Origin of the sequence: Xanthomonas sp. NCPPB 1062 (assembly GCF_041481705.2) — a bacterium.
Taxonomy (GTDB): domain Bacteria; phylum Pseudomonadota; class Gammaproteobacteria; order Xanthomonadales; family Xanthomonadaceae; genus Xanthomonas; species Xanthomonas euvesicatoria.
Map to the genome: position 1 here is coordinate 2,987,092 of NZ_CM192987.1, position 21,838 is coordinate 3,008,929.

At 63.3% G+C, this 21,838-nt stretch carries 18 protein-coding genes and 1 tRNA gene; 4 read left to right on the forward strand and 15 right to left on the reverse strand.

Annotated features, from left to right (window positions below):
• Positions 1–12 precede the first annotated feature (12 nt).
• The 4 genes from ACCQ16_RS13065 to grxD all read right to left on the reverse strand — a co-directional run bounded on the left by ACCQ16_RS13065 (position 13) and on the right by grxD (position 5,521).
• The gene (locus ACCQ16_RS13065) at positions 13–3,237 is read right to left on the reverse strand and encodes a TonB-dependent receptor (protein ID WP_277572661.1); all 3,225 of its coding nucleotides are present in this window, start codon (positions 3,235–3,237) and stop codon (positions 13–15) included.
• Between the two features lie 627 nt (positions 3,238–3,864).
• Complete coding sequence (locus ACCQ16_RS13070; protein ID WP_003485603.1) at positions 3,865–4,464, reverse strand: YhgN family NAAT transporter; 600 nt, start codon at positions 4,462–4,464, stop codon at positions 3,865–3,867.
• On the reverse strand, positions 4,461–5,204 hold the full coding sequence (locus ACCQ16_RS13075; RefSeq protein WP_184420011.1) for an SDR family NAD(P)-dependent oxidoreductase: 744 nt from the start codon (positions 5,202–5,204) through the stop codon (positions 4,461–4,463). Before ACCQ16_RS13075 ends, ACCQ16_RS13070 begins: the two co-directional genes overlap by 4 nt.
• Positions 5,201–5,521 carry a Grx4 family monothiol glutaredoxin gene (grxD, locus tag ACCQ16_RS13080; protein WP_003485599.1) on the reverse strand — a complete coding sequence of 107 codons (321 nt, stop codon included), beginning with the start codon at positions 5,519–5,521 and terminating at the stop codon, positions 5,201–5,203. Before grxD ends, ACCQ16_RS13075 begins: the two co-directional genes overlap by 4 nt.
• Before the next feature lie 121 nt (positions 5,522–5,642).
• On the opposite strand from grxD, the gene ACCQ16_RS13085 reads away from it, so the two are divergent.
• On the forward strand, positions 5,643–6,221 hold the full coding sequence (locus ACCQ16_RS13085; protein ID WP_008570987.1) for a superoxide dismutase: 579 nt from the start codon (positions 5,643–5,645) through the stop codon (positions 6,219–6,221).
• Positions 6,222–6,361: 140 nt separating this feature from the next.
• Here ACCQ16_RS13085 and ACCQ16_RS13090 read toward each other — a convergent pair whose 3' ends face one another.
• The gene (locus ACCQ16_RS13090; RefSeq protein ID WP_277572660.1) at positions 6,362–7,507 is read right to left on the reverse strand and encodes a 5-(carboxyamino)imidazole ribonucleotide synthase; all 1,146 of its coding nucleotides are present in this window, start codon (positions 7,505–7,507) and stop codon (positions 6,362–6,364) included.
• Positions 7,504–8,007, reverse strand: coding sequence for a 5-(carboxyamino)imidazole ribonucleotide mutase (purE, locus tag ACCQ16_RS13095; RefSeq protein WP_008570985.1), 504 nt, complete (start codon positions 8,005–8,007; stop codon positions 7,504–7,506). Before purE ends, ACCQ16_RS13090 begins: the two co-directional genes overlap by 4 nt.
• Before the next feature lie 58 nt (positions 8,008–8,065).
• Between purE and ACCQ16_RS13100 the strand changes: the two genes are divergently transcribed.
• The 3 genes from ACCQ16_RS13100 to ACCQ16_RS13110 all read left to right on the forward strand — a co-directional run bounded on the left by ACCQ16_RS13100 (position 8,066) and on the right by ACCQ16_RS13110 (position 10,335).
• Entirely contained in the window at positions 8,066–8,335 is a 270-nt protein-coding gene (locus tag ACCQ16_RS13100; RefSeq protein WP_008570984.1) for a Trm112 family protein, read from the forward strand.
• Positions 8,332–9,219, forward strand: a complete 888-nt coding sequence (gene nadC, locus ACCQ16_RS13105) for a carboxylating nicotinate-nucleotide diphosphorylase (protein ID WP_029819741.1) — start codon at positions 8,332–8,334, stop codon at positions 9,217–9,219. Before ACCQ16_RS13100 ends, nadC begins: the two co-directional genes overlap by 4 nt.
• Before the next feature lie 63 nt (positions 9,220–9,282).
• On the forward strand, positions 9,283–10,335 hold the full coding sequence (locus tag ACCQ16_RS13110) for a DUF2272 domain-containing protein (RefSeq protein WP_218196516.1): 1,053 nt from the start codon (positions 9,283–9,285) through the stop codon (positions 10,333–10,335).
• A 413-nt stretch (positions 10,336–10,748) separates the two neighbouring features.
• On the opposite strand, the gene pnp is transcribed toward ACCQ16_RS13110, so the two are convergent.
• The 9 genes from pnp to nuoN form a co-directional block, all read right to left on the reverse strand.
• On the reverse strand, positions 10,749–12,863 hold the full coding sequence (pnp, locus tag ACCQ16_RS13115) for a polyribonucleotide nucleotidyltransferase (RefSeq protein WP_008570980.1): 2,115 nt from the start codon (positions 12,861–12,863) through the stop codon (positions 10,749–10,751).
• 168 nt (positions 12,864–13,031) lie between these two features.
• Positions 13,032–13,292 (reverse strand): 30S ribosomal protein S15, encoded by a 261-nt coding sequence (gene rpsO / locus ACCQ16_RS13120; protein ID WP_003485583.1) that lies wholly within the window; start codon positions 13,290–13,292, stop codon positions 13,032–13,034.
• A gap of 156 nt (positions 13,293–13,448) precedes the next feature.
• Complete coding sequence (gene truB, locus ACCQ16_RS13125) at positions 13,449–14,375, reverse strand: tRNA pseudouridine(55) synthase TruB (RefSeq protein ID WP_122273530.1); 927 nt, start codon at positions 14,373–14,375, stop codon at positions 13,449–13,451.
• A gap of 79 nt (positions 14,376–14,454) precedes the next feature.
• On the reverse strand, positions 14,455–14,847 hold the full coding sequence (gene rbfA, locus ACCQ16_RS13130; protein ID WP_005914265.1) for a 30S ribosome-binding factor RbfA: 393 nt from the start codon (positions 14,845–14,847) through the stop codon (positions 14,455–14,457).
• 144 nt (positions 14,848–14,991) lie between these two features.
• A complete protein-coding gene (gene infB, locus ACCQ16_RS13135) occupies positions 14,992–17,700 on the reverse strand; it encodes a translation initiation factor IF-2 (RefSeq protein WP_372379974.1) in 2,709 nt (902 codons plus the stop codon).
• Between the two features lie 95 nt (positions 17,701–17,795).
• Positions 17,796–19,307 (reverse strand): transcription termination factor NusA, encoded by a 1,512-nt coding sequence (gene nusA / locus ACCQ16_RS13140; RefSeq protein ID WP_005914268.1) that lies wholly within the window; start codon positions 19,305–19,307, stop codon positions 17,796–17,798.
• 4 nt (positions 19,308–19,311) lie between these two features.
• Positions 19,312–19,902 carry a ribosome maturation factor RimP gene (rimP, locus tag ACCQ16_RS13145; RefSeq protein WP_029819745.1) on the reverse strand — a complete coding sequence of 197 codons (591 nt, stop codon included), beginning with the start codon at positions 19,900–19,902 and terminating at the stop codon, positions 19,312–19,314.
• Positions 19,903–20,099: 197 nt separating this feature from the next.
• Positions 20,100–20,176 (reverse strand) — tRNA-Met (locus ACCQ16_RS13150).
• 200 nt (positions 20,177–20,376) lie between these two features.
• Complete coding sequence (gene nuoN, locus ACCQ16_RS13155; protein WP_003485567.1) at positions 20,377–21,837, reverse strand: NADH-quinone oxidoreductase subunit NuoN; 1,461 nt, start codon at positions 21,835–21,837, stop codon at positions 20,377–20,379.
• Position 21,838 lies beyond the last annotated feature (1 nt).

The following is a 21,838-nucleotide window of genomic DNA, read 5'->3' on the forward strand; positions in this document are numbered from 1 at the left end:
CGCTAGCCGGCTTTAGAACTGGTAGCGGAAGCCCAGCTGCAGCGCCCAGCGGGAGATGCCCTTGTCGTCGTAGACGGTCGCGGCATCCGGCTCATTGAAGCGGTAAACATACTTGCCAGTCGCCGCGTCGATACCGCCGTATTCAGCAACACCCTTGAAGCCCGGGAATGCGTACTCATCGACGCGGCCCCACTTCTTGTTGAGCAGGTTGCCCACGTTCATGACGTCGACCCAGATCTGCGCCTTGTTGCCATCGAAGAAGCCAGGAAGCTCCTGCTCGATGTGTAGATCGAACTGGTTGACCCAGGAATTACGTACCGCATTGCGGCCAGCAACCTGGCCCTTGTGCGTGGACAAGTACTGGTCATTGTTGACGTAGTTCCAGAACGCGTTTTCTTCGGCCGCGTTACGGAACAGCACATCGCCGCGCGCCGCCGGGATGTACAACAGGTCATTGGAGCGACCGTCGCCATTGGCATCGTTGTCGAACGTATAGCTGTAGGGACGACCGCTGCGGCCTTGATACACCAGACCGACCTTCGTTGCAAAATCGCCGAAGAAATTATGCTTCCACTGCAGCGTACCCAGGAAACTGTCCTTGATTTCGTATGCCGAGGTTGCATTGACCTCTTCATTCGCCTGGAAGGTTGCGGTGTTGAGCAGCTGCGACCCCGAAGTGGAACTGGTCAGACCGCTGACTTCTTTCGCGTTCGAGTAGGTGTAAGCCAAGCTCCACGACCAGTCGCTGTCGTTGAACGGCTTGTTCAAGCCGACAGTGAAACTTTGCGAGCCACCCTGATCGGTGGGGCGCGCAATGATGGCATCGTTGAAGCTCATGTTGCGACCAGCACGGATATCGGTACCGCTGTTCACACATGACGAACCAGCCGCCACACCCGTTTCGCGGAGACATGCATTACCCAGGGAATTCCAGTTAGCCGGATTGCGGCCATTGGCATTCCAGTAGATATCACGACCATCCTGGCCAACTGCCGTCGGATTACCGAGATTGAGCTGCTGGTAATAAATCGCTTCCTTGACCTTGGTCACCACACCTTCCATCGAGGCGACGATGCCGTACCACGGCAACTCGGTATCGAAGGCGAGGTTTGCTTTCCAAACGGACGGCTGGCTCAGATCCTTGTCAACAAAGTCGACCGACTGCGTGGCGCCCGATGTTCCGCGCGGCTGGTTGTTGATATCCGGCGTGAAGCGGATACCACTGTTGGACGCGTTGTTGAAGTTGTAATCGGTATAAGCCAAACCAGTATTGGAATACGGATTGGACAACCAAACCGACGCGGCAGCACCCTGGAACAGACCAACGCCGCCACGCAGCTGGGTCGGACGATCTGCATCGAAGGTGTAGTTGAAACCAAAGCGCGGCTGCCACAAGCCGTTGCCGTCAATGGTTTCATCATTGCGAAGACCGAATGCGTTAAACGCAGCCTGGTTGAACTGCGGCGAGTTCTTCACCATCGGCTCGTCATAACGCAGGCCGAAGTTCAGTGTCAGGTTGCTATTGACGGCCCAAGAATCCTGCAAGAACACGCCCACATTCCGCATGCCCCACTTCGCAGCGATATTGTCGATACCGGTGGGCGAATACGAGTAACGATACGCGTTCGGCAAATTTGCCTGGTAATTGGCAACCGAGTTGAAGGTGTAGCTACCGAAAACACGCGGACCATATAAGTTGTAGATGTCGTTGTCTTCGTAGTCGAACCCGAACTTGACCGTGTGGTCATTCAAGAACAGCGTGCCGGCGAAGAACGCGTTCCAGGTTTCGGTGCGCAACTCGTTAGCCTGAGTATTGGCTTCAGTACCCAGATTTAAAGTGTTGTTGCCGAAACGCACGGCGATGGCCGGCAACTGCGATGCCGCAGTACGAACTGCCGAGTAATCGCGATAAGACACCTTGGCTTCGGTCGAAAAAGTATCGGTCCAGTCGCTGAACAACTGACCGGTGTAGGTCTCGAGTTCGAAGTCGCGCACATAGTGGTACGAGTTCAACGCCAGCTGATTGTTGCCGAACCCATTGAGATTGGCCGTGCTCTGCTCGGACTTGCCATAGCGGAACGAACCACGATGCTTGTCGCTGATGTTCCAATCCAGCTTGAAGCCCTTCTCTTCTGAATCAGAATCCAATGCCGGCAAGGCCAGGGTCCCAGGGTCGAAGCCATAGACATTGCGCGAGATATCGATCACCTGATCGACCTGCGCCTGGGTAATACCGACTTCATTGCTGGCACCAGAACCGGCTGGACCGTAGCCACTGTTACCGGTAAACACACCCTTACCCTTGTACTTCTCATAGTTGGCGAAGAAGAACAATTTGTCCTTGACGATCGGGCCGCCCAGAGTCAGACCATACGTCGCTTCGTTGTCGAACAGCTGCGGGCGGATGTTGTTCTGATTCTTGCCCGACCAGTCGTTCTCGCGATAAGTGCCGTAGACCGAACCATGGAATTCGTTGGTGCCCGACTTGGTGACGGCATTGATCACGCCACCGGTGCCGCCACTGATCGTCACGTCGTAGTTGGCCACGTCCACCGAGATTTCATCGATGACGTCCATCGAGAACGGCTGGCGCGGGGTCGGCAGGCTGTTGGATTCCAGACCGAAGGCGTCGTTGGTGCTGATGCCGTCGACGCGGATCGCGTTGTAGCGCGGGTTCTGGCCGGCGATGGAGATTTCGTTGCGCGCCTTGTCGGTTTGCGCAACGCGCGGATCCAGACGCACATAGTCCTGCAGGTTACGGTTGATCGACGGCAGCGACTCGATTTCTTCGCGGGTCACGTTGGTGCCGGTACCCATCTTGTTGGCGCTGAAAATGGCCGAGCCGTAATTGCCGGCGATTGCCTGCACGGTGCCCAGCGTCGCCAAATCGCCGCCCAGAGCGGCATCGACCTGGTTGACCTTGTCCAGATTCAGATACACGCCTTCGCGGGTGGTGTTGCCAGCGCCCGAAGCGGTAATGGTGATGGTGTACGGCCCGCCCACACGCAAGCCGCGCGCGTTATAGCGTCCGCTGGCATCGGTGGTGGCGCGGCTGACCGTTCCGGACTCCACGTGCGTAATGGTGACTTCGGCGTTCGGGACGGGCTGGCCGCCACTGCCGGTCACCAGGCCGGCGACGCCAGCCGAGGTGCTTTGCGCAAACACAGGAGCGGCGGCGAGCGCGGCAACAAGGCCAAGCGTCAGCTTGGACATGCGGAGATAACGGAGGTGGGTCATTTCGGTAGCCTCGATACAGGTTGGGCAGTGACAAAAAGGCGCAGTCAGCCCAACCGTTCCCGGGGGTGGGCTGCCGATGATCTGGGGTCCCTTGCCGCGCGACTGGTTGCTGCCGCAACGGTTAACAACAGATTAACACGCTAAGCCCTGATTGTGACGACGGCGTGACAAACTTCGCGCGCTGCTACATGAACTGCGAAGGTCAAGGCGTAATCGCCAGATCGTGCAAGGTCGCAACTTGAGCGAGACGCCTGTCGCGCCTTTGAAGCTACGAAGTGACCAAATTGGGGCAAATCGCCCAAACGCTTGCATTCGGCCATGGCGTGCGTGCTGCACATGGGGTTGCCATCTGTCGATGCGCCCCACCGAATATGACATTCCACCTGCACTCTTGGGTCAGTGGAGGATCAACCTCAAGACAGTCGCCAGCAGCCAAGGGCTGCGCCACCTTCATCGTCCAGAGCCCATTGCGTCGCACCGCTAGATGTCCGGACGCGACGGCGCGCTGGTTGCCGGCACCATGGACCGTGCGCACGTAACCCACGGCCAGTGCGGATTGAAACCCCGGGCCATCGACGCATGTCGACGCCCACACGCGGCGCGACTGGCAAACCGCCCGGAGCTGCGCTAGATCGACACCGGCAGCTTGAAGTACGTGCCCAGTCCGTCCAGGAACATCTGTACCGAGATGGCGACCAGCAGCATGCCCATCAGGCGCTCGATGGCCGTCAGGGCGCGGTGGCCGAGCAGTTTGTACAGCAGCGGCGCGGCGGCCAGGATCGACGAGGCGCCGATCCAGGCGATCATCAGCGCAAGGCTCCAGTCCCACAGCCGCGTCGGCTCGTTGCTGCCCATGAGCATCACCGCGGCCATGCCGGACGGGCCGGCCACCAGCGGGATGGCCAGCGGCACGATGAAGGGTTCGCCGTCTGGAATTTCGCCCATCAGGCCTTCGGGCCGCGGGAAGATCATGCGGATGCCGATTACAAACAGCACGATGCCGCCGGCAATGGCCACCGATTCCTGGCGCAGGTGCATCAGCTCCAGCGCGTACTTGCCGCCCCACAGGAACGCCATCAACACGCACAGCGCGATCAGCAGTTCACGCGCAAGCACGAAACGCTGGCGCTTGGGCGGCAGCGGCTTGAGCACGCTGAGGAACACTGGAATGTTGCCCAGCGGGTCGAGAATCAGAAACAGCAGCAGCGCCGCAGAAAGAATGGTCATACCTGCGGACTCCAGATCGCACCGCGATGCGTCGCCCCTGCGGCTGACAGCATGCTGACGCATGCAGGTGCGTAACGTGCGGCATCGACCGCGTCGTTGTCTTCGTGATGGGTGAAAGCGCGTGCGCGCAATGCGGTGCGCATCGGGCCGGGCTGCAGGCCGCCGACGCGTACCGGGCCGGCGGCGGTTTCATGATGCAAGGTGGCGATCAAGCCGCGCTGCGCATGTTGGGCGGCGCCATACGCCCCCCAATAGGCCTGACCCACGCGCGCGGGGTCGTCCACAACGAAGACAGCTGCCGCATCGTCCTGCTGCCGCAACAACGGCAGACACGCCTGGGTCAGCCAGGCGCGCGCGGTCAGGTTGACATGCAGGGTGCGTGCGAACTCAGCGGGTGAGACGAGTTCGGTTGGCGTCAGGCCGGAAAAGTCGGCAGCGCACTGCAGCAGACCATGCAGGCCACCAAGCTCGGTCTGCATCCGTTGCGCAAGCGCGGCGTAGTCGTCCGGGGTGGCGCCGGCCAGATCCAGCGGATACAACAGCGGCTCGGCACCTAGCGCTGCAACCGCGTCGTAGACGCGCTCCAGCGGGCGCACCTTGCGACCAAGCAGCACTACCGTGGCGCCTGCAGCCGCGCATGCCTGCGCCGCGGCGGCGCCGAGGCCACCGGCGGCGCCGGTGATCAGCACGACGCGCCCCGACAAGACAGCCGACTGCGGCTGAGCCTGCACCGAACTCACGGCTGGTACGCCTCGCTGACGATGCGCTTGAGCTCGCCGGCTTCGAACAGTTCCAGCGTGATGTCGCAGCCGCCGATCAGCTCGCCATGGATGAACAGCTGCGGAAACGTGGGCCAGTTGGAGTAGCGCGGCAGATTGGCGCGCACTTCAGGCTCTTCCAACACGTTGACCGTACGCAGTTGGTCGGCACCGGCGGCCACCAGGGCCTGCACGGCGCGACTGGAAAACTCGCACATCGGAAATTGCGGGGTGCCTTTCATGAACAGCACGATCGGGTGTTGTTCGACTTCGGCCTGGATCCGTTCCATCACCGGCATTGGACTCTCCTGACTGGGAGCGGCAGGCCCGACCGCCGGGTCGGATAGACTTCCGCAAAGGCGCGCATTGTAAGCCTTCAGCGCGACCTGTCGCCGCACTCCCTTCGCTGCCACTGCCATCATGCCGATCGAACACGTTGCACTGCCCTATTCCCGCGCCGCCCTGGAACCGCATCTGTCGTCTGCGACGCTGGAGGCGCATCACGGCGTCTGTCACCGCAGCGAGGTCGAACAGCTCAACGCACGCCTGGAAGGCAGCGAGTTTGCCGAGCTGACGCTGGAAGACATCATCGCGCAGGCGCAGGGCACGTTGTTTCATCTGGCCGCGCAGGTGTGGAACCACAATTTCTATTGGCAGTGCCTGCGTCCGCGCGCTGGCGGGGAGCCGCTTGGGCGGCTGGGCGACGGCATCGCCAAATCGTTCGGCGACTTCGTGCATTTCAAGCAGGAGTTCAATCGCGTGGCCCTGAGCACGTTCGGCTCGGGCTGGGTGTGGCTGGTGCAGCGCCCGGACGGCGCGCTGGCAGTAGTCGCCACACCCAATGCCTCCACCCCGCTCACCGGGCCAGACATTCCGTTGCTCGCCTGCGATATCTGGGAGCACGCGTATTACCTGGACTACCAGCAGGATCGTGCGCGCTATCTGGAGGCTTTCTGGAAGCTGGTCAATTGGGATTTCGTCGCAAGCCGGCTGGGCTGACCTGGCCGCTCAATTTCCAGCCGCAGATGCGGACCGGCTCATCTGCTGACACATCGCAGAACGGGTCCGCGTCCGCGTCCGACGCGCCCGCGCAAACGGGCGTGTCGTCGCGCGTGATCGCAACCGAAACGCTGCGCGCCTCACCCTTCGTTCAAACGCGCAACCACCGGCCGAACTTGCGCATCGCGCTGCAGCGCCGCGCCAGCATCGCTCACCGCCAGTGCCAGCGCCTGCGCTGTCTCCGCGCGCAGCGTTGCGTGCCCCACCTTGCGTCCATCGCGCGCTTGCTTGCCGTAGTCGTGCCAATGCCCACCGGGCACCGCCAGAAACGCCCTGGCCTCTGGCATCTCGCCCAGCCAGTTGAGCATGCAGGCGTGGCCGCGCATCGCAGTACTGCCCAGTGGCAAGCCAAGGACGGCCCGCACATGATTTTCGAATTGCGAGGTCTCGGCACCTTCGATGGTCCAGTGCCCCGAGTTATGCACGCGCGGCGCCATTTCGTTGGCCAGCAACTCGCCGTCGCGCACGAACAGTTCCAGCGCAAATACGCCGACATAGTCGAGCTTTTCCGCCACGGCACGCGCGTGCGATTCGGCCGAGGCTTGAAGGGCCGCCTCCACGCTCGCCGGTGCCAGGCTGGCCGACAGCACACCGTCCACATGCCAGTTTTCGGTCAACGGCCAAGCGCGGAATTCGCCATCGCGGCCGCGTACTGCAACCACGCTGACCTCGCGCTGGAACGGCACGAACGCTTCCACGATCAACCCGACGTGCGCCGCCTGGGCGCCAAGCGCGTCCCACGCTGCATCGGCATCGGCGAGCGTCTTGATCCGGAACTGGCCCTTGCCGTCGTAGCCGAAGCGGCGCGTCTTCAGCACGCAGGGCGTACCGATCCGCGCGAGCGCTGCGTCCAGGCCGACGCGGTCGTCGATCGCGGCAAACTCGGGCACCGGAATGCCGAGTTCGCGGAACAAGGTTTTTTCGCTGAGCCGGTCCTGCGCAACCGCAAGCGCCGCCGGACTCGGAAACACCGGCACCTGCGCGGCAAGTTGCTGCGCGCTGGCGGCCGGCACGTTTTCGAAATCGAAGGTGATCACGTCCACCTGCCCGGCGAATGCGGCAAGGGTCGCCACGTCATCGAACGCGCCAACCTGCAGCGGTGCCACCTGGCCTGCGCAGGCATCGACTGCCGGATCGAAGACCGCAAAGCGTATGCCGAGCGGCGCACCGGCCAGTACCAGCATGCGCGCCAGCTGGCCGCCACCGAGAATGCCAACCGTGCTCATTGGCGCGGGTCGTCGCTGGCCATGACATCGTCGGTCTGCTTGGCGCGGAACTGCGCCAGCGCCTGACCGACCTGCGCCTGCTCGGGCGCCAGCATGGCCGCCGCAAACAACGCCGCATTGGCCGCGCCCGCATTGCCGATGGCGAAGGTGGCCACCGGAATGCCTGCAGGCATCTGCACGATCGACAGCAGCGAATCCATGCCGTTCAGCGCCTTGGACTGCACCGGCACGCCGAGCACCGGCACTGCGGTCTTGGCGGCCAGCATGCCCGGCAGGTGCGCCGCGCCGCCGGCGCCGGCAATGATCGCGCGCAGTCCGCGTGCGCCCGCCTGCTCGGCGTAGGTGAACAAGACGTCCGGGGTGCGGTGCGCCGAGACCACCTTGACTTCGTACGGCACGCCCAGCGCGTCGAGCTTCTGAGCTGCATGTTGCATGGTCTCCCAATCCGAACGGGAACCCATCACGATGCCGACCAGCGGCGCGGAGTGGTTGGAGGTCATGGCCCTGCCCTGCGGTAAAGACGTATTCTAGCCAATCTCCACGCAAGACAAGACTTCGATGGATCGCAAATTGCTCGACCTGCTGTGCTCGCCCGACACCCGCCAGCCGCTTTCGCTGCTCGACGGCAAAGGCCTGGAAGCACTCAATGCCGCCATCGCAGGCGGAACCCTGCAGCGCGCCGACGGCGCCGCACAAACCCAGCCGCTGCGTGAAGCGCTGATCACCCGCGACCGCAAGCAGATCTTCCGCGTCGACGACGGCATTCCGGTGCTGCTGGCCGAAGAAGCCATCGCCACCGCACAAATCGCCGACTTCCCCGAGAAGTGAGCCTGTCTCAGCACACCAACGTGCCGGCCGCGCCGCCCGCCGAATCGATCGACGCCGACGTAGCGCGTGCTTTGGCCGAAGACATCGGCAGCGGCGACGTCACCGCCGCACTGCTACCCGACCAAGCCGACAGCGCCTACCTGCTGTGCAAGCAGGACGCGGTCATCGCCGGCCGCCCCTGGTTCGATGCCACCCACCGCGCGCTCGACCCGCAGGTACGCATCGACTGGCACGTGCACGAAGGCCAGCACGTCGGCGCCGGCACGGTGCTCGCGCTGTTGCAGGGGCGCAGCCGTAGCCTGGTCAGTGCCGAACGCACCTCGCTCAATTTCATGCAGACACTGTCTGCCACGGCGACCACCACCGCGGCGTATGTGGCTGCGGTGGCCGGGACGCGCGCGCGCATCCTGGACACGCGCAAGACGCTGCCGGGCCTGCGCGCCGCGCAGAAATACGCCGTGCGCTGCGGCGGTGGCGACAATCACCGCATCGGCCTGTTCGACACGGTGATGCTCAAGGAGAACCACATCCGCGCCGCCGGTTCGCTGAGCGCGGCCGTGCGTGCCGCACGTGCGCAGCAACCGCAGCTGCCGCTGGTGGTGGAAGTGGAAACGCTGGAGCAACTGCACGAAGCACTGCAGGTTGGCTGCACGCGCATCCTGATCGACGACTTCGACCAGGCCATGCGCCGAGAAGCGGTGCGTCTCGTTGCTGCGCTACAGCCGGAACGACGCATTCCGCTGGAAGTCTCCGGCAGCGTGGATCTGGCCGGCATTCGCGCAATTGCCGAAGACGGGGTGGACTGCATCTCGATTGGCGGACTCACCAAGCATGTGCAGGCAGTGGATCTGTCGCTCAAACTCGGCCCACCGCCAGCGCGCTGATTTCACGCGTGCGCGCAGCCGGCTCTGGCAGCCTGCTGCGATTGTTTCCGTGCAGGACCTGCAATGACCGTCAAACCTTGGCCGTGGATCTGCTTCTTGCTGGCAGGTATCGGAAGTAGCGCTGCGGCTGCGGAGGTGTGCGATATCCCGCCACGGTTCGGAACGAGTCCCGCCGCGATCGCCATCGTGCGCAGCGCCTGCAATGAGCATCGGTTGTGGCAACGCCCGTTTATCGATGCCAAGGGACGCTTGGCCAGCCTGGGCGTCACCGAAGCCGAATCGGGCTATCTCGCCGATCACGGCGTGGTCGCCTGGCAACGCGTTGCAGGCTACTGGCGCGACAGTGGCACGCTTGCGTCCATGGGCGGACGCCCCGGCGCATCGAGCTGCGCGGCACTGGATGGTACGCGCTACACCGCCAGCGACTGCCGCGCATTTCTGATCGACAACCCATGGTCGGCCGCTTTCATCTCCTGGGTGATGACGCAGTCGGGGCTGAGCGGTTTTCATCGCTCCGCGCGCCATCTGGATTACATCCGCAGCGCCTACAACGACGGCACTACCGGACCGTACCGGTTCACCGATCCAGCGGTCGAGAAGCCGGCGCCCGGCGATCTGCTGTGCCTGCTGCGCGGCCGCAGCACCGCGTTGGGCTATGCCGGCCTGAAGGCCGCGCTGGGCGGCAGCGCACCGATGCCATGGCAGTCGCATTGTGATGTGGTGGTGGCCGCCAACGTCGGCGGCGATCGCACGCTGTATCTGATCGGCGGCAACGTATTCAACACGGTGATGATGCGCAAGATGCCGCTGGATCGCGCCGGCCGCGTGGTGTGGCCAACACCGCAATCGGACAGCAGCCAGGACCAGAACGAAGACAGCCTGGGCATCGCCAGCGAATGCACGCCGGCGCACGAAGACCTGTGCGACTTCAATCGCCGCGACTGGGCTGCGCTGTTGAAGCTGCGTCCTGATGCGGCGATGGTTGCGCCGCCAGCCACTGCGCCGCTGCCGACACCCGACACCGCACCCACAGAACAAACGATGCCGCCGGGCTTCCCACGCGTCGTGCCGCCGCGTCCGCAAACGCAGCAAGCGCCGACGGAGCAGCAAGGATAGATCGAAGCAGTAACGCCGGGCGTACCCTCATCGGTCCCTGCGGGGCACCTTCTCCCGATGGAAGAAGGATTCAAAGCCCCTCTCCCGCGGGAGAGGGCTTGAGGTGAGGGTACGGTGCGAAGCCCTTGCTCGCCTTCACCCCATTCAGCGTTGCACGCCCCCGTCCAGCGCTGTGCGCCCTTCTCCCGAGATGAAAAGGAATCCAAGCCCCCTCTCCTGCAGGAGAGGGGTTGGGGTGAGGGTACGGGCAAGCCACTTACGTTCCGAATATTACGAGGCCTTGCACGTACCTCATCCGCCCCCCTTTTGGGCACCTTCTCCCAGAGCGAGAAGGGGTCAAGTGCACAACAAAAAAGCGGGCCGAAGCCCGCTCTTTCGTCATGCATCACGCGTGATGCATCAGCACGCTGCGATTACTCGGCCGACGCCTGCACGCCTTCGCCTTCTTCCACTGCCTTGATCGACAGACGGATGCGGCCCTGCTTGTCCACTTCCAGCACCTTGACGCGGACCAGATCGCCTTCCTTCAACTTGTCGCCGACCTTCTCCACGCGCTCGCTGGAAATCTGCGACACGTGCACCAGGCCGTCCTTGCCCGGCAGGATGGTGACGAACGCACCGAAGTCCATGATCTTGGCGACCTTGCCTTCGTAGATGCGGCCCGGCTCCACGTCCGAGGTGATCTGCTCGATGCGCGACTTCGCAGCCTGCGCGGCAATGGCATTGACCGAGGCGATGATGATCGTGCCATCGTCCTGGATGTCGATCTGCGTACCGGTTTCCTTGGTGATGGCCTGGATGGTCGAGCCACCCTTGCCGATCACTTCGCGGATCTTGTCCGGGTGGATCTTGATGGTCAGCAGACGCGGCGCGTAGTCGCTCAATTCCTGACGCGGGGTGGTCAGCGCATGCGCCATCTCGCCCAGGATGTGCAGGCGGCCAGCCTTGGCCTGCTGCAAGGCCTGCTTCATGATCTCTTCGGTGATGCCTTCGATCTTGATGTCCATCTGCAGCGCGGACACGCCTTCGGCAGTACCGGCCACCTTGAAGTCCATGTCGCCGAGGTGATCTTCGTCACCCAGGATGTCGGAGAGCACGACGAAGTCGTTGCCTTCCTTGACCAGACCCATTGCGATACCCGCGACCGGCGCCTTGATCGGCACGCCGGCATCCATCAGCGCCAGCGAGCTGCCGCAGACCGATGCCATCGAGGACGAACCGTTGGACTCGGTGATTTCCGAGACCACGCGAATGGTGTACGGGAATTCTTCCAGGGTCGGCATCACAGCCAGCACGCCGCGCTTGGCCAGGCGGCCGTGGCCGATTTCGCGACGCTTCGGCGCACCGAAACGACCGCACTCGCCCACCGAGTACGGAGGGAAGTTGTAATGGAACAGGAAGTTTTCCTTGTACTCGCCCGACACTGCGTCGATGACCTGACCGTCGCGCGCGGTGCCCAGGGTGGTGATCACGATCGCCTGCGTCTCGCCGCGGGTAAACAGCGCCGAGCCATGGGTACGCGGCAACACGCCGGCCTTGGCGCTGATCGGACGCACGGTGTCCAGTGCACGGCCGTCGATACGCACCTTGCTGCTCAACACCGAACCACGCATGGTCTGGTATTCCAGCTCGCCGAATTCCTTGGCCAGATCGCCGGCAGCCCAGCCTTCGATGGTGGCGCGCGGCGCCAGTGCGCCCAGCACGTCCTTCTTGATCGCCGAAATCGCATCGCGGCGCTGCAGCTTGTCGCGCACCTGGAATGCCGACGCGAGCTGGTCGCCCACCGCTTCCTTCAGTGCGGCGATCATGCCCTCGTTCTTTGCCGGGGCCACCCAGTCGGACGGCTTGGTGCCGGCTTCGACGGTCAGCTCGTTGATGACGTTGATGACCTTCTGCATCTCGCGATGACCGAACGTCACTGCGCCCAGCATCACTTCTTCGGACAGCAGCTCGGCTTCGGACTCGACCATCAGCACCGCATTGGCGGTACCGGCCACGACCAGCTCCAGCTGCGAATCCTTCAGCTCGGTCACGGTCGGGTTGAGGATGTATTCACCGTTCTTGTAGCCGACCTTGGCAGCGCCGATCGGGCCCTTGAAGGGGGTGCCGGCCAGCGACAGTGCAGCCGAGGCGCCGATCAGCGCGGCGATGTCGCCGTCGATGTCCGGGTTCATCGACATCACGGTGGCGATGATCTGCACTTCGTTCTTGTAGTCCTCCGGGAACAGCGGACGGATCGGACGATCGATCAGGCGCGAGATCAACGTTTCCTTCTCGGTCGCGCGTCCTTCGCGCTTGAAGAAGCCGCCCGGGATGCGGCCGCCAGCGTAGAACTTCTCCTGATAATCGACCGTCAGAGGAAAGAAGTCCTGCCCTTCGCGCGCGCTCTTGGCGGCGACGGCGGTGACCAGCAGTACGGTGTCGTCGAACTTGACGATCACGGCGCCGCCTGCCTGGCGAGCGATTTCGCCCGTCTCAAGAGTGACGGTGTGCTTGCCGTACTGGAAGGTTTTGGTGATTTTTGCCACGGAGGTTTTTTCCCTTAGGTATTGCTGTCTGCGTTGGACCGTCGTCGACCCATGCCGAGAACGGGCGGCCGGGAGGCTCCGGCCCAAGAGTGCGTATTGCTTAAGACGTAGTGCGATTGACCAAAACAAAACCGCGGCGCATCGCTGCGCCGCGGCGGTAGGACTCGATTAGCGGCGCAGGCCGAGCTTCTCGATCAAGGACTTGTAACGCTCGTTGTCCTTCTTTTTCAGGTAGTCGAGCAGGCTGCGGCGACGATTGACCATCTGCAGCAGACCACGACGGCTGTGGTGATCCTTCTTGTGGGTCTTGAAGTGACCGGTCAGCAGCTCGATGCGCGCGGTCAGCAGAGCGACCTGCACTTCCGGGGAACCGGTGTCCTGGGCGCTGCGCTTGTTGTCTTCAATAACTTTCTGGGTGTCGACGGACATGATGTTTTCTCGATAGATGCGTGGTCGACAGGAACGTGCGTAACGCACCGTCGGACTCGCCGTTTGCTTAGGATGAGCGCGCTTGGCGCTGAGGTGCCCCGATCGGGGCCGCGAAATTGTAACGTCGCCCGGCCCAGGGAACAAGTTGACAAAATCTTAACAGGCCGGAATTTCGTTCAGTCCATTGAACAATCGCTGCGGCGACAAGCGCCCGTCGGCGTCGACCAGGCCTAGCCCCGAGGGGGTTCCGTCAGGTCCGAATACAGCGACTTGCCCCGGCGGAAATGCGGCATCACGCAGGCGCTGGCCCATGCGAAAACGCGCCGCATGGGTCTGATCGAGCACGATTCGCGCAAAACCGGCCAGGCCGGCCTCGATCGGCAGCAATAGCGTCCGTGCTTCGGTGCCCGCCTCCAGCGCCGCCGACAATGCCTCCAGTGTGATCATCTGTGGAGCGCGAAACGGCTCCACCCACAGCCGACGCAACGAGGCGATGTGCGCTCCACATCCCAGCACCTCGCCCAGGTCACGTGCCAGGCTGCGGATATACGTGCCCGAGCCGCAGGTCACGCGCAGCCGCAGACCTGGGGCGCTGTAGCCCAGCACATCGATCGCCTGCACATCCACCTCGCGCACCGGGGCTTCGATACGTTCGCCGCGTCGCGCCTTGGCATACAGCGGCTCGCCGCCCTGCTTGAGCGCGGAATAAATGGGCGCTTGTTGCTGGATGCGCCCGATGAAAGGCGCCAGTGCGGCTTGCAGCGCGGCATCACCGATATCGGGCACCGCACGCTCGCGTAGCGGCTCGCCATCGGCATCGTCGGTGTCGGTGGTGACGCCCAGCACAATCTCGGCGTCGTAGGCCTTGGCAGACCCAAGCAGTAGTCCGGCGATCTTGGTGGCTTCGCCAAAGCAGAGCGGCAACAGGCCAGTGGCCAGCGGATCCAGGCTACCGGTATGGCCACCCTTGTCTGCGCGCAATAACCGGCGCGCGGCCTGCAGTGCATTGTTGGAACTGAGCCCGGCCGGCTTGTCCAGCAACAGGATGCCGTGCAACGGGCGGTAGACGATGCGGGGTTTCAAAAGATCGATGCTCGAATCGGGCACTGTGCGCGCCCGCAGGAATCAGGGCCGCAGCAAAGGCGGCAGGCCGCGACAGCGCTTAGCGCTGTTCGGCGTCTTCGTCGCTGGACGTGGCCTCGGGGCCTACGTCGTCCAGATCACGCAGCAAATTGTCGATGCGTTCGCCGCGATCGACCGAATCGTCGTAATGGAAGTGCAGCTCCGGCACGTGGCGCAACTTCATCGCGCGCGCCAACTGGGTACGCAGCTGGCCGGCGATTTCCTTGAGCCCCTTGACCGCTTCGGCCGAACGCTCCTGCTGCAGCGCGGTGACAAAGACCTTGGCATGCGCCAGGTCGCGACTGATTTCGACGTCGGACACGCTGACCGACGGCAGGCCATGGTCGCGCACGGCCGCGTGCACGATCGTGCCGAGGTCGCGACGCACCTGCGCGGACACGCGGTCGGTACGATGGAATGATTTGGTTGGCATGGTCGTGGACCTGGTTGATTCGGAGGGCCAGTTGGCACCGAAGCCAAAAAACAAACGCGGGCGGCCATGCCGCCCTCGCCTTGCAGAACCTGCATTGGACAACTCCGCCGAACGGAGTCCGGGGCCGGTAGGCCCCGGCAGCCGTTACAGCGTACGGGCCACTTCGATACGCTCGAAGCACTCGATCTGGTCGCCGGCCTTGACGTCGTTGTAAGCCTTCACGCCGATACCGCATTCGGTACCGTTGCGCACTTCGTCGACGTTCTCCTTGAAGCGACGCAGCGATTCCAGCTCCCCTTCAAACACCACAACGCTGTCGCGGAGCACGCGGATCGGCTTGCTGCGCTTGACCACGCCTTCGATGACCATGCAGCCTGCAACCGCGCCGAACTTCGAGCTACGGAACACATCGCGGACCTGTGCGATACCGATGATCTCTTCGCGGATTTCCACGCCAAGCAGACCGGAGGCCACCTGCTTCACCTGATCGATCACGTCATAGATGATCGAGAAGTAACGCAGATCAATGCCGTTGGACTCGACGATCTTGCGCGCCGAGGCATCCGCGCGCACGTTGAAGCCGATGATCGTCGCCTTGGAAGCAGCGGCCGAATTCGCGTCGGATTCGGTGATGCCGCCCACGCCGGAGTGGATCACGTTGATGCGGATGTCCTCGTTGGACAACGCCACCAGCGACTGCTTGAGTGCTTCCACCGAACCCTGCACGTCGGCCTTGATCACCAGGTTCAGTACCTGCTGACCTTCGCCCTTGCCCATCTGGGCCAGGATGTCTTCCATGCGGTTGGTCGCCGAGGCCACCAGACGCGATTCGCGGCGCTTGGTTTCGCGCTGCTGCGCCACGTCCTTGGCCAGGCGCTCGTCGTCGACGACCACGAAGTCGTCGCCGGCTTCCGGCACGCCGGACAAACCCAGCACCTGCACCGGAATCGACGGGCCCGCCGAGGCCGGCTGATGGCCGGTTTCGTCGAACAACGCACGCACGCGGCCGTACTGGATGCCGCACACCAGATAGTCGCCACGCTTCAGCGCACCCTGCTGCACCAGTACCGTCGCCACCGGGCCGCGGCCCTTGTCCAGCGAGGATTCGATGACGGTACCGCTGGCGCGGCCCTCGGCCACGGCCTTGAGCTCCAGCACTTCGGCCTGCAGCGAAATCGCGTCCAGCAGCGTATCCACGCCGGTACCGACCTTGGCCGACACTTCGATGAACTGGGTATCGCCACCGAACTCTTCGGCCACCACGTTTTCGGCCAGCAGCTCGTTCTTGACCCGCAGCGCATCAGCGCCGGTCTTGTCGATCTTATTGACCGCCACGATCAGCGGTACGCCTGCCGCCTTGGCATGCGCAACCGCTTCCTTGGTCTGCGGCATCACGCCATCGTCGGCGGCAACGACCAGCACCACGATGTCGGTGATCTTGGCGCCACGGGCACGCATCGAGGTAAACGCGGCATGGCCGGGCGTATCCAGGAAGCTGATGACGCCACGACCGGTTTCGACGTGGTACGCACCGATGTGCTGGGTAATGCCGCCGGCTTCGCCGGAGGCGATCTTGGTACGGCGGATGTAGTCCAGCAGCGAGGTCTTGCCGTGATCGACGTGACCCATGATGGTGACCACCGGCGGACGCGACGTGGCCTCGCCCTGCGCATCTTCGGCATGCGCCAGCAGCGCGTCCTCGAAGTCGGCATTGTCGGCACGCACGGCTTTATGACCAAGCTCTTCGGTCACCAGTGCGGCGGTGTCGTGATCGATGCTCTGGGTGATGGTCGCCATGACGCCCATCTTGAACAACGCCTTGACCACGTCGCCGCCCTTGAGCGCGAGCTTCTGCGCCAGGTCTGCCACGGTGATGGTCTCGCCGATCGCCACTTCACGCACCACCGGTGCGGTGGGACGCTCGAACCCGTGCGGGCCGCTGTTGGCCTGGCTGCCGCCACGGCCGTTGTCATTACCACGGCGCGAGGACGACGAACCCGGGCGGCCGGTCGGCTTGCCGCGCACATTGGAACGCCGCGCGCGATCGGCCGCGGACAGATGCAACTGCCCGGCAAAGCGCTTGGTCGCATCGTCATCTTCAACACCGGCCACCATGACGTGCGAACCGCGCGTCTTGTGCTTGGCGGCATTGCTGCGGTCGTCCGCACGTGCCGGCGCTGCCGGACGCGAGGCCGGAGATGCGCCCGCCGGACGTGCCGCACGCGGTGCGGACGACGGCGAAGACGGTGCCCGCGCGGCAGGCGCCGACGGCGTCGGCGCATCAGCAACCGGAGCCGGCGCACTGGCAGCCGCAGCGGCTTCCTCGGCAGCCTTGCGCTCGGCTTCTGCACGGTCCTTGGCGGCCTGCTCTTCCTCGCGCTTGCGCTGAATTGCCTCGTCGCGCACGCGGTCGCTTTCGGCCAGGCGCTGCTGCTCCTCAAGGTTGCGCTGACGCGACTCCTCGAGCTTACGCAGGATATCGGCGCGTTCTTCGTCCGGCGTCATCGGTGCGGCGCGGCCGCTGCCTTCGTTCTCGGACTTCACGTAAGTGCGCTTCTGCCGCACTTCCACGTTGACCGTGGTCTTGGTGCGGCCGGCGTTGACAGTGACTTCCTGCAGCTTGCGCCGGTTGAGCGTGATCTTCTTGGCTGCTTCGCTCGCCGCTTCGGCAGACGTTTCTGCCTTGCCATGCGTGCGACGCAGGAAGCCAAGCAGTTTCATCTTCTCGGTGCTGGTCACGACCTGGTCGGGACCACTGAACTTCATTCCGGCCTCGGCCAGTTGAACCAGCAGTTTATCGACCGGCGTATTGACCAGTTCGGCAAGCTTGCGGATGGTGGTTTGCTGCGACATTCGGATCCTATGATCTGGTTGGCGCCCCCTCGCCCAGAGCAAGGGATACGCTGATTCTAAGCCCTGATGGGGTCAGGGCGCGGTTCATTGCCGGCTCATTCGCCGCGCTCCAAACGGGCGATCTCCTCGGCGCGGGCCGCCAGGATCAGCGCCGCAGCGCGCTCCTGGGTCATGCCCTCGATGCCGAAGTCGACGATCTCGTCCGCGGCCAGGTCGGACAAGTCCTCGCTGGTACGCACGCCGTGCTCGGCCAGCGCAAAAGCCGTCTCCTCGTCCATCCCCTCCAGCGCCAGCAGGTCCTCGGTGGGCTGAGTTCCTTCCAGGCCTTCTTCCTCGGCCAGCGCGGCGTTGAGCAACGCATCGCGGGCACGGGCGCGCAGTTCTTCAACGATGTCTTCGTCGAAGCCCTCTACCGCCAGCAACTCGCCGACCGGCACGTAGGCGATTTCTTCGACCGTATTGAAACCTTCGGAGACCAGGATCGCGGAGATTTCCTCGTCCACTTCCAGGCGGTCCATGAACAGCTGGCGTGCCGCGGCCTGCTCGGCCTCGGACTTGGCGGCCACCTGGTCGGCGGTCATCACGTTGAGCTGCCAACCGGTCAGGCGGCTGGCCAAACGCACGTTCTGCCCCCCCTTGCCGATCGCCTGCGCCAGGCGGTCTTCTGCCACGGCCAGGTCCATCGAGTGCTTGTCTTCGTCGACGATGATCGACTGCACTTCAGCAGGCGCCATTGCGTTGATGACGAAGTTGGCCGGGTTTTCGTTCCACAACACGATGTCCACGCGCTCGCCATTGAGTTCGTTGGACACCGCCTGCACGCGCGAACCGCGCATGCCGATGCACGCGCCGATGGGGTCGGTGCGGGCGTCGTGCGCGATCACGGCGATCTTGGCGCGGTCGCCCGGATCGCGTGCGCAAGCCTTGATCTCGACCAGGCCCTGACCGACTTCCGGCACTTCGAGCTTGAACAGTTCGATCATGAATTCAGGTGCGGCACGGCTGATGAACAGCTGCGGGCCGCGTGGCTCGGAGCGCACCTCGGCCAGGTAACCGCGCACGCGGTCGCCGGGACGCAGCACGTCGCGCGGAATGCCCTTGTCCTTCGGAATGAAGGCTTCGGCGTTGCCGCCAAGATCGACAAAAATATTGCCGCGCTCCGCGCGCTTGACCACGCCGGTAATCAACTCACCCACACGATCCTTCCACGCATCCACCACCTGCTGACGCTCGGCCTCGCGCACACGCTGCACGATCACCTGCTTGGCAGCCTGCGCGGCGATACGGCCGAAGTCGGGATTCTCGATCTGTTCTTCGATGTAATCGCCCACTTCCACGCCGTCGGCTTCGTCGATGGCATCCATCAGACGCACCTGGCGGTCAGGGGATTCCATCACCACGTCATCGGCAACCACTTCCCAGCGACGGTAGGTTTCGTAAGTACCGTCCTTGTGATCGATGGTGACGCGGGCCAGCACGTCCTGGTCGGGATAGCGCTTCTTCGCCGCGGAAGCCAGCGCGGCCTCGATCGCTTCGAAGATCACTTCGCGCGGCACGCCCTTTTCGTTGGCGACCGCATCCACTACCAGCAAAAGTTCCTTGCTCATTTCGTCACTCCGCGCGCGGCTTGCCAGCCGCCGACTCGTTGGATGGTTTCTTCTTTTCGTGCCCGGGTTTTTTCGGGCCGGGCTTGTTCGGTTTCTGCGGTGCCAGACCCAGCGCAACCCAATCCGGCACGATGCGCGCTTTGTCGATATTGTCGTAGCCGATCTGCACGTCCTTGCCATCGACGGCGAACACCACCGCCTCTGCCTCGGCATCGATGCGCAGGATCTCGCCCTGGAAGCGGCGCCGACCATCCTGCGCCAGCTTCAAGACGATCTTTGCCGACTCACCGGTGTGGCGCGCGAACTGTTCCAGCGTGAACAGCGGACGATCCACACCCGGCGATGACACTTCCAGCGTGTAGTTGCCGCTGATCGGGTCTTCGACGTCGAGCTGGGCGGAGACTTCGCGGCTCACGCGCTCGCAGTCGTCGACATTGACGACACGCTCGGGCTGTTCGGCCAGCGGCACATCGATATATAGGCGCAATGTGGCGCCGCCTGGAGCGGGAAGATATTCCACGCCCAGCAGTTCCAAGCCCAGGGACTCAACCGTTGGACTCAGCAGATTCGCGATTTCGGTCGCTTTTTCGCTCACAGACTGCCCTGATCAGATGATTGCCAGTAGAACCCCGGCAACCGGCAGCAAACTTTCCGGTTCCGGAAAAAACAAGGGGCCCGATGGGCCCCTTGCGTGAAAAAAACCCGACCTCTCAGGGTCGGCGTAAAGACGGGAACATGCGTCCTTACGATCCAAGAAGCTGAATTACTGCGATAAAGCAACAATTCGAAACTTGGTAGCGGGGGCAGGATTTGAACCTGCGACCTTCGGGTTATGAGCCCGACGAGCTGCCAGACTGCTCCACCCCGCAGCAGAAGCGGAATTATGAAGAACTTGAGCGGCAATTGCAAGCCCTAGTTTTTCATCTGTTGAACAGCGTGGCGACTGTTCAACGTCGCGGCGAATAATACCCGCAATGCAACAAAAACGAAACAGTAAGCGCGGTTTTATTTCAGTGCGACGCCACATGCAGCATGCGGCGCCGCAAAACCTAACGCTGGCGCAGCGGTCTTAGGCGAGGCCGGCGAATGCGCGCTGGCACCACACCATGATCGGACTCCAGGCCAGACCAAGTGCAAGCAGGGCCAGCGCATTGACGCCGAGCACGGTGCCGAGCACGCGATCGTTATTGGCCGGCAACGGCTCGCCTACCGGCTCGTCGAAGTACATGACCTTGATGACGCGCAGGTAGTAGTACGCACCGATCACTGCGCAGATCACACCGACCAACGCCAGCCACAGCATGTCGCCCTTCACTGCCGCGCCCAGCACCGCCAGCTTGGTCCAGAAACCGAGGAACGGCGGGATACCTGCAAGCGATGCCATGATGCACAGCACCAGACCAGCCATCCACGGATTGCGCGCGTTGAGTCCCTTGAAGTCGTCGATGTTTTCCGCTTCGAACCCGTTGCGCGACAGCGCGATGATGGCGCCGAACGAAGCGGTGGACATGATGGTGTAGCTGACCGCGTAGAACATCGCAGCCGCATAGCCCTCTTCCCCGCCGCCCGCCACGCCCATCAGCAGGAAGCCGATATGCGAGACCGTCGAGTATGCGAGCATGCGCTTGAGGTTGCTCTGCGCAATCGCCATCAGGTTACCGACCACCAGCGAAACCGCCGACAAGCCGCCGATCAGCAGATGCCACTGCGGCGACAACGGACCCATACCGACTTCCAGCAGGCGATAGGCCATACCGAACGCCGCAAGCTTGGGCGCCGAGCTGATGAACAACGCGATCGGCGCAGGCGCACCCTGATACACGTCGGGCAGCCACATGTGGAAGGGTGCAGCACCCAGCTTGAAGGCGACGCCAGCGATCATGAAGATGGTGCCGGTCAGCAGCAACGTGCGTTCGTTCGAGCCTTCGATCGCATCGTGGATGCCGGCCAGGCTGAGCGTACCGGTGGCGCCGTAGACCAGCGACATGCCGTATAGCAGCAGACCCGACGCCAGCGACCCGAGCACGAAATACTTCATCGCCGCTTCGGTGGCCAGGCCATTGTCGCGGTTGGAGGCGACCAGTGCGTAAGAGCACAGCGCCAGCAGCTCCAGGCCCAGATAGACCATCAACAGGCTACCGGCCGACGCCAGCAGCATCATGCCGGCAGTGGCGAACAACACAAGCACCGGGATTTCGCCCTGGTAGAGATTACGCTCGCGCAGGTAGGTCCAGCCATACACCAGGCTCAACCCGCTGACCAGCACGATCACGGTCTTCATGACATCGGCTGCCGTGTCGCGGACGAACATGCCATTGAAGATATCGCCCTGCCCGCCCGTGCCGGTTGCAAGCAACACGAGCACCACGGCAAGCACGGCAACGGAGAACAGGTGGGTCCAGACCTTGTTCCGCTGGCTCACGAACAGGTCGAGCATCAGCAGAGCGAAGGCGCCGCCGATCAGCACCAGCTCCGGTACGAGCGGAGCCAGGTCAGCGGTGGTCAACGGCGCGAGCGTTGGCGTGGTCATC

What these genes read in the sequence shown, in the direction of transcription:
- grxD (WP_003485599.1), bottom strand. Translation starts at nt 5,521, where the DNA reads ATGCCGGTGATGGAACGGATCCAGGCCGAAGTCGAACAACACCCGATC.
- ACCQ16_RS13085 (WP_008570987.1), top strand. Translation starts at nt 5,643, where the DNA reads ATGCCGATCGAACACGTTGCACTGCCCTATTCCCGCGCCGCCCTGGAA.
- ACCQ16_RS13100 (WP_008570984.1), top strand. Translation starts at nt 8,066, where the DNA reads ATGGATCGCAAATTGCTCGACCTGCTGTGCTCGCCCGACACCCGCCAG.
- infB (WP_372379974.1), bottom strand. Translation starts at nt 17,700, where the DNA reads ATGTCGCAGCAAACCACCATCCGCAAGCTTGCCGAACTGGTCAATACG.
- rbfA (WP_005914265.1), bottom strand. Translation starts at nt 14,847, where the DNA reads ATGCCAACCAAATCATTCCATCGTACCGACCGCGTGTCCGCGCAGGTG.
- ACCQ16_RS13065 (WP_277572661.1), bottom strand. Translation starts at nt 3,237, where the DNA reads ATGACCCACCTCCGTTATCTCCGCATGTCCAAGCTGACGCTTGGCCTT.
- rpsO (WP_003485583.1), bottom strand. Translation starts at nt 13,292, where the DNA reads ATGTCCGTCGACACCCAGAAAGTTATTGAAGACAACAAGCGCAGCGCC.
- ACCQ16_RS13110 (WP_218196516.1), top strand. Translation starts at nt 9,283, where the DNA reads ATGACCGTCAAACCTTGGCCGTGGATCTGCTTCTTGCTGGCAGGTATC.
- ACCQ16_RS13070 (WP_003485603.1), bottom strand. Translation starts at nt 4,464, where the DNA reads ATGACCATTCTTTCTGCGGCGCTGCTGCTGTTTCTGATTCTCGACCCG.
- ACCQ16_RS13090 (WP_277572660.1), bottom strand. Translation starts at nt 7,507, where the DNA reads ATGAGCACGGTTGGCATTCTCGGTGGCGGCCAGCTGGCGCGCATGCTG.
- purE (WP_008570985.1), bottom strand. Translation starts at nt 8,007, where the DNA reads ATGACCTCCAACCACTCCGCGCCGCTGGTCGGCATCGTGATGGGTTCC.
- nusA (WP_005914268.1), bottom strand. Translation starts at nt 19,307, where the DNA reads ATGAGCAAGGAACTTTTGCTGGTAGTGGATGCGGTCGCCAACGAAAAG.
- nuoN (WP_003485567.1), bottom strand. Translation starts at nt 21,837, where the DNA reads ATGACCACGCCAACGCTCGCGCCGTTGACCACCGCTGACCTGGCTCCG.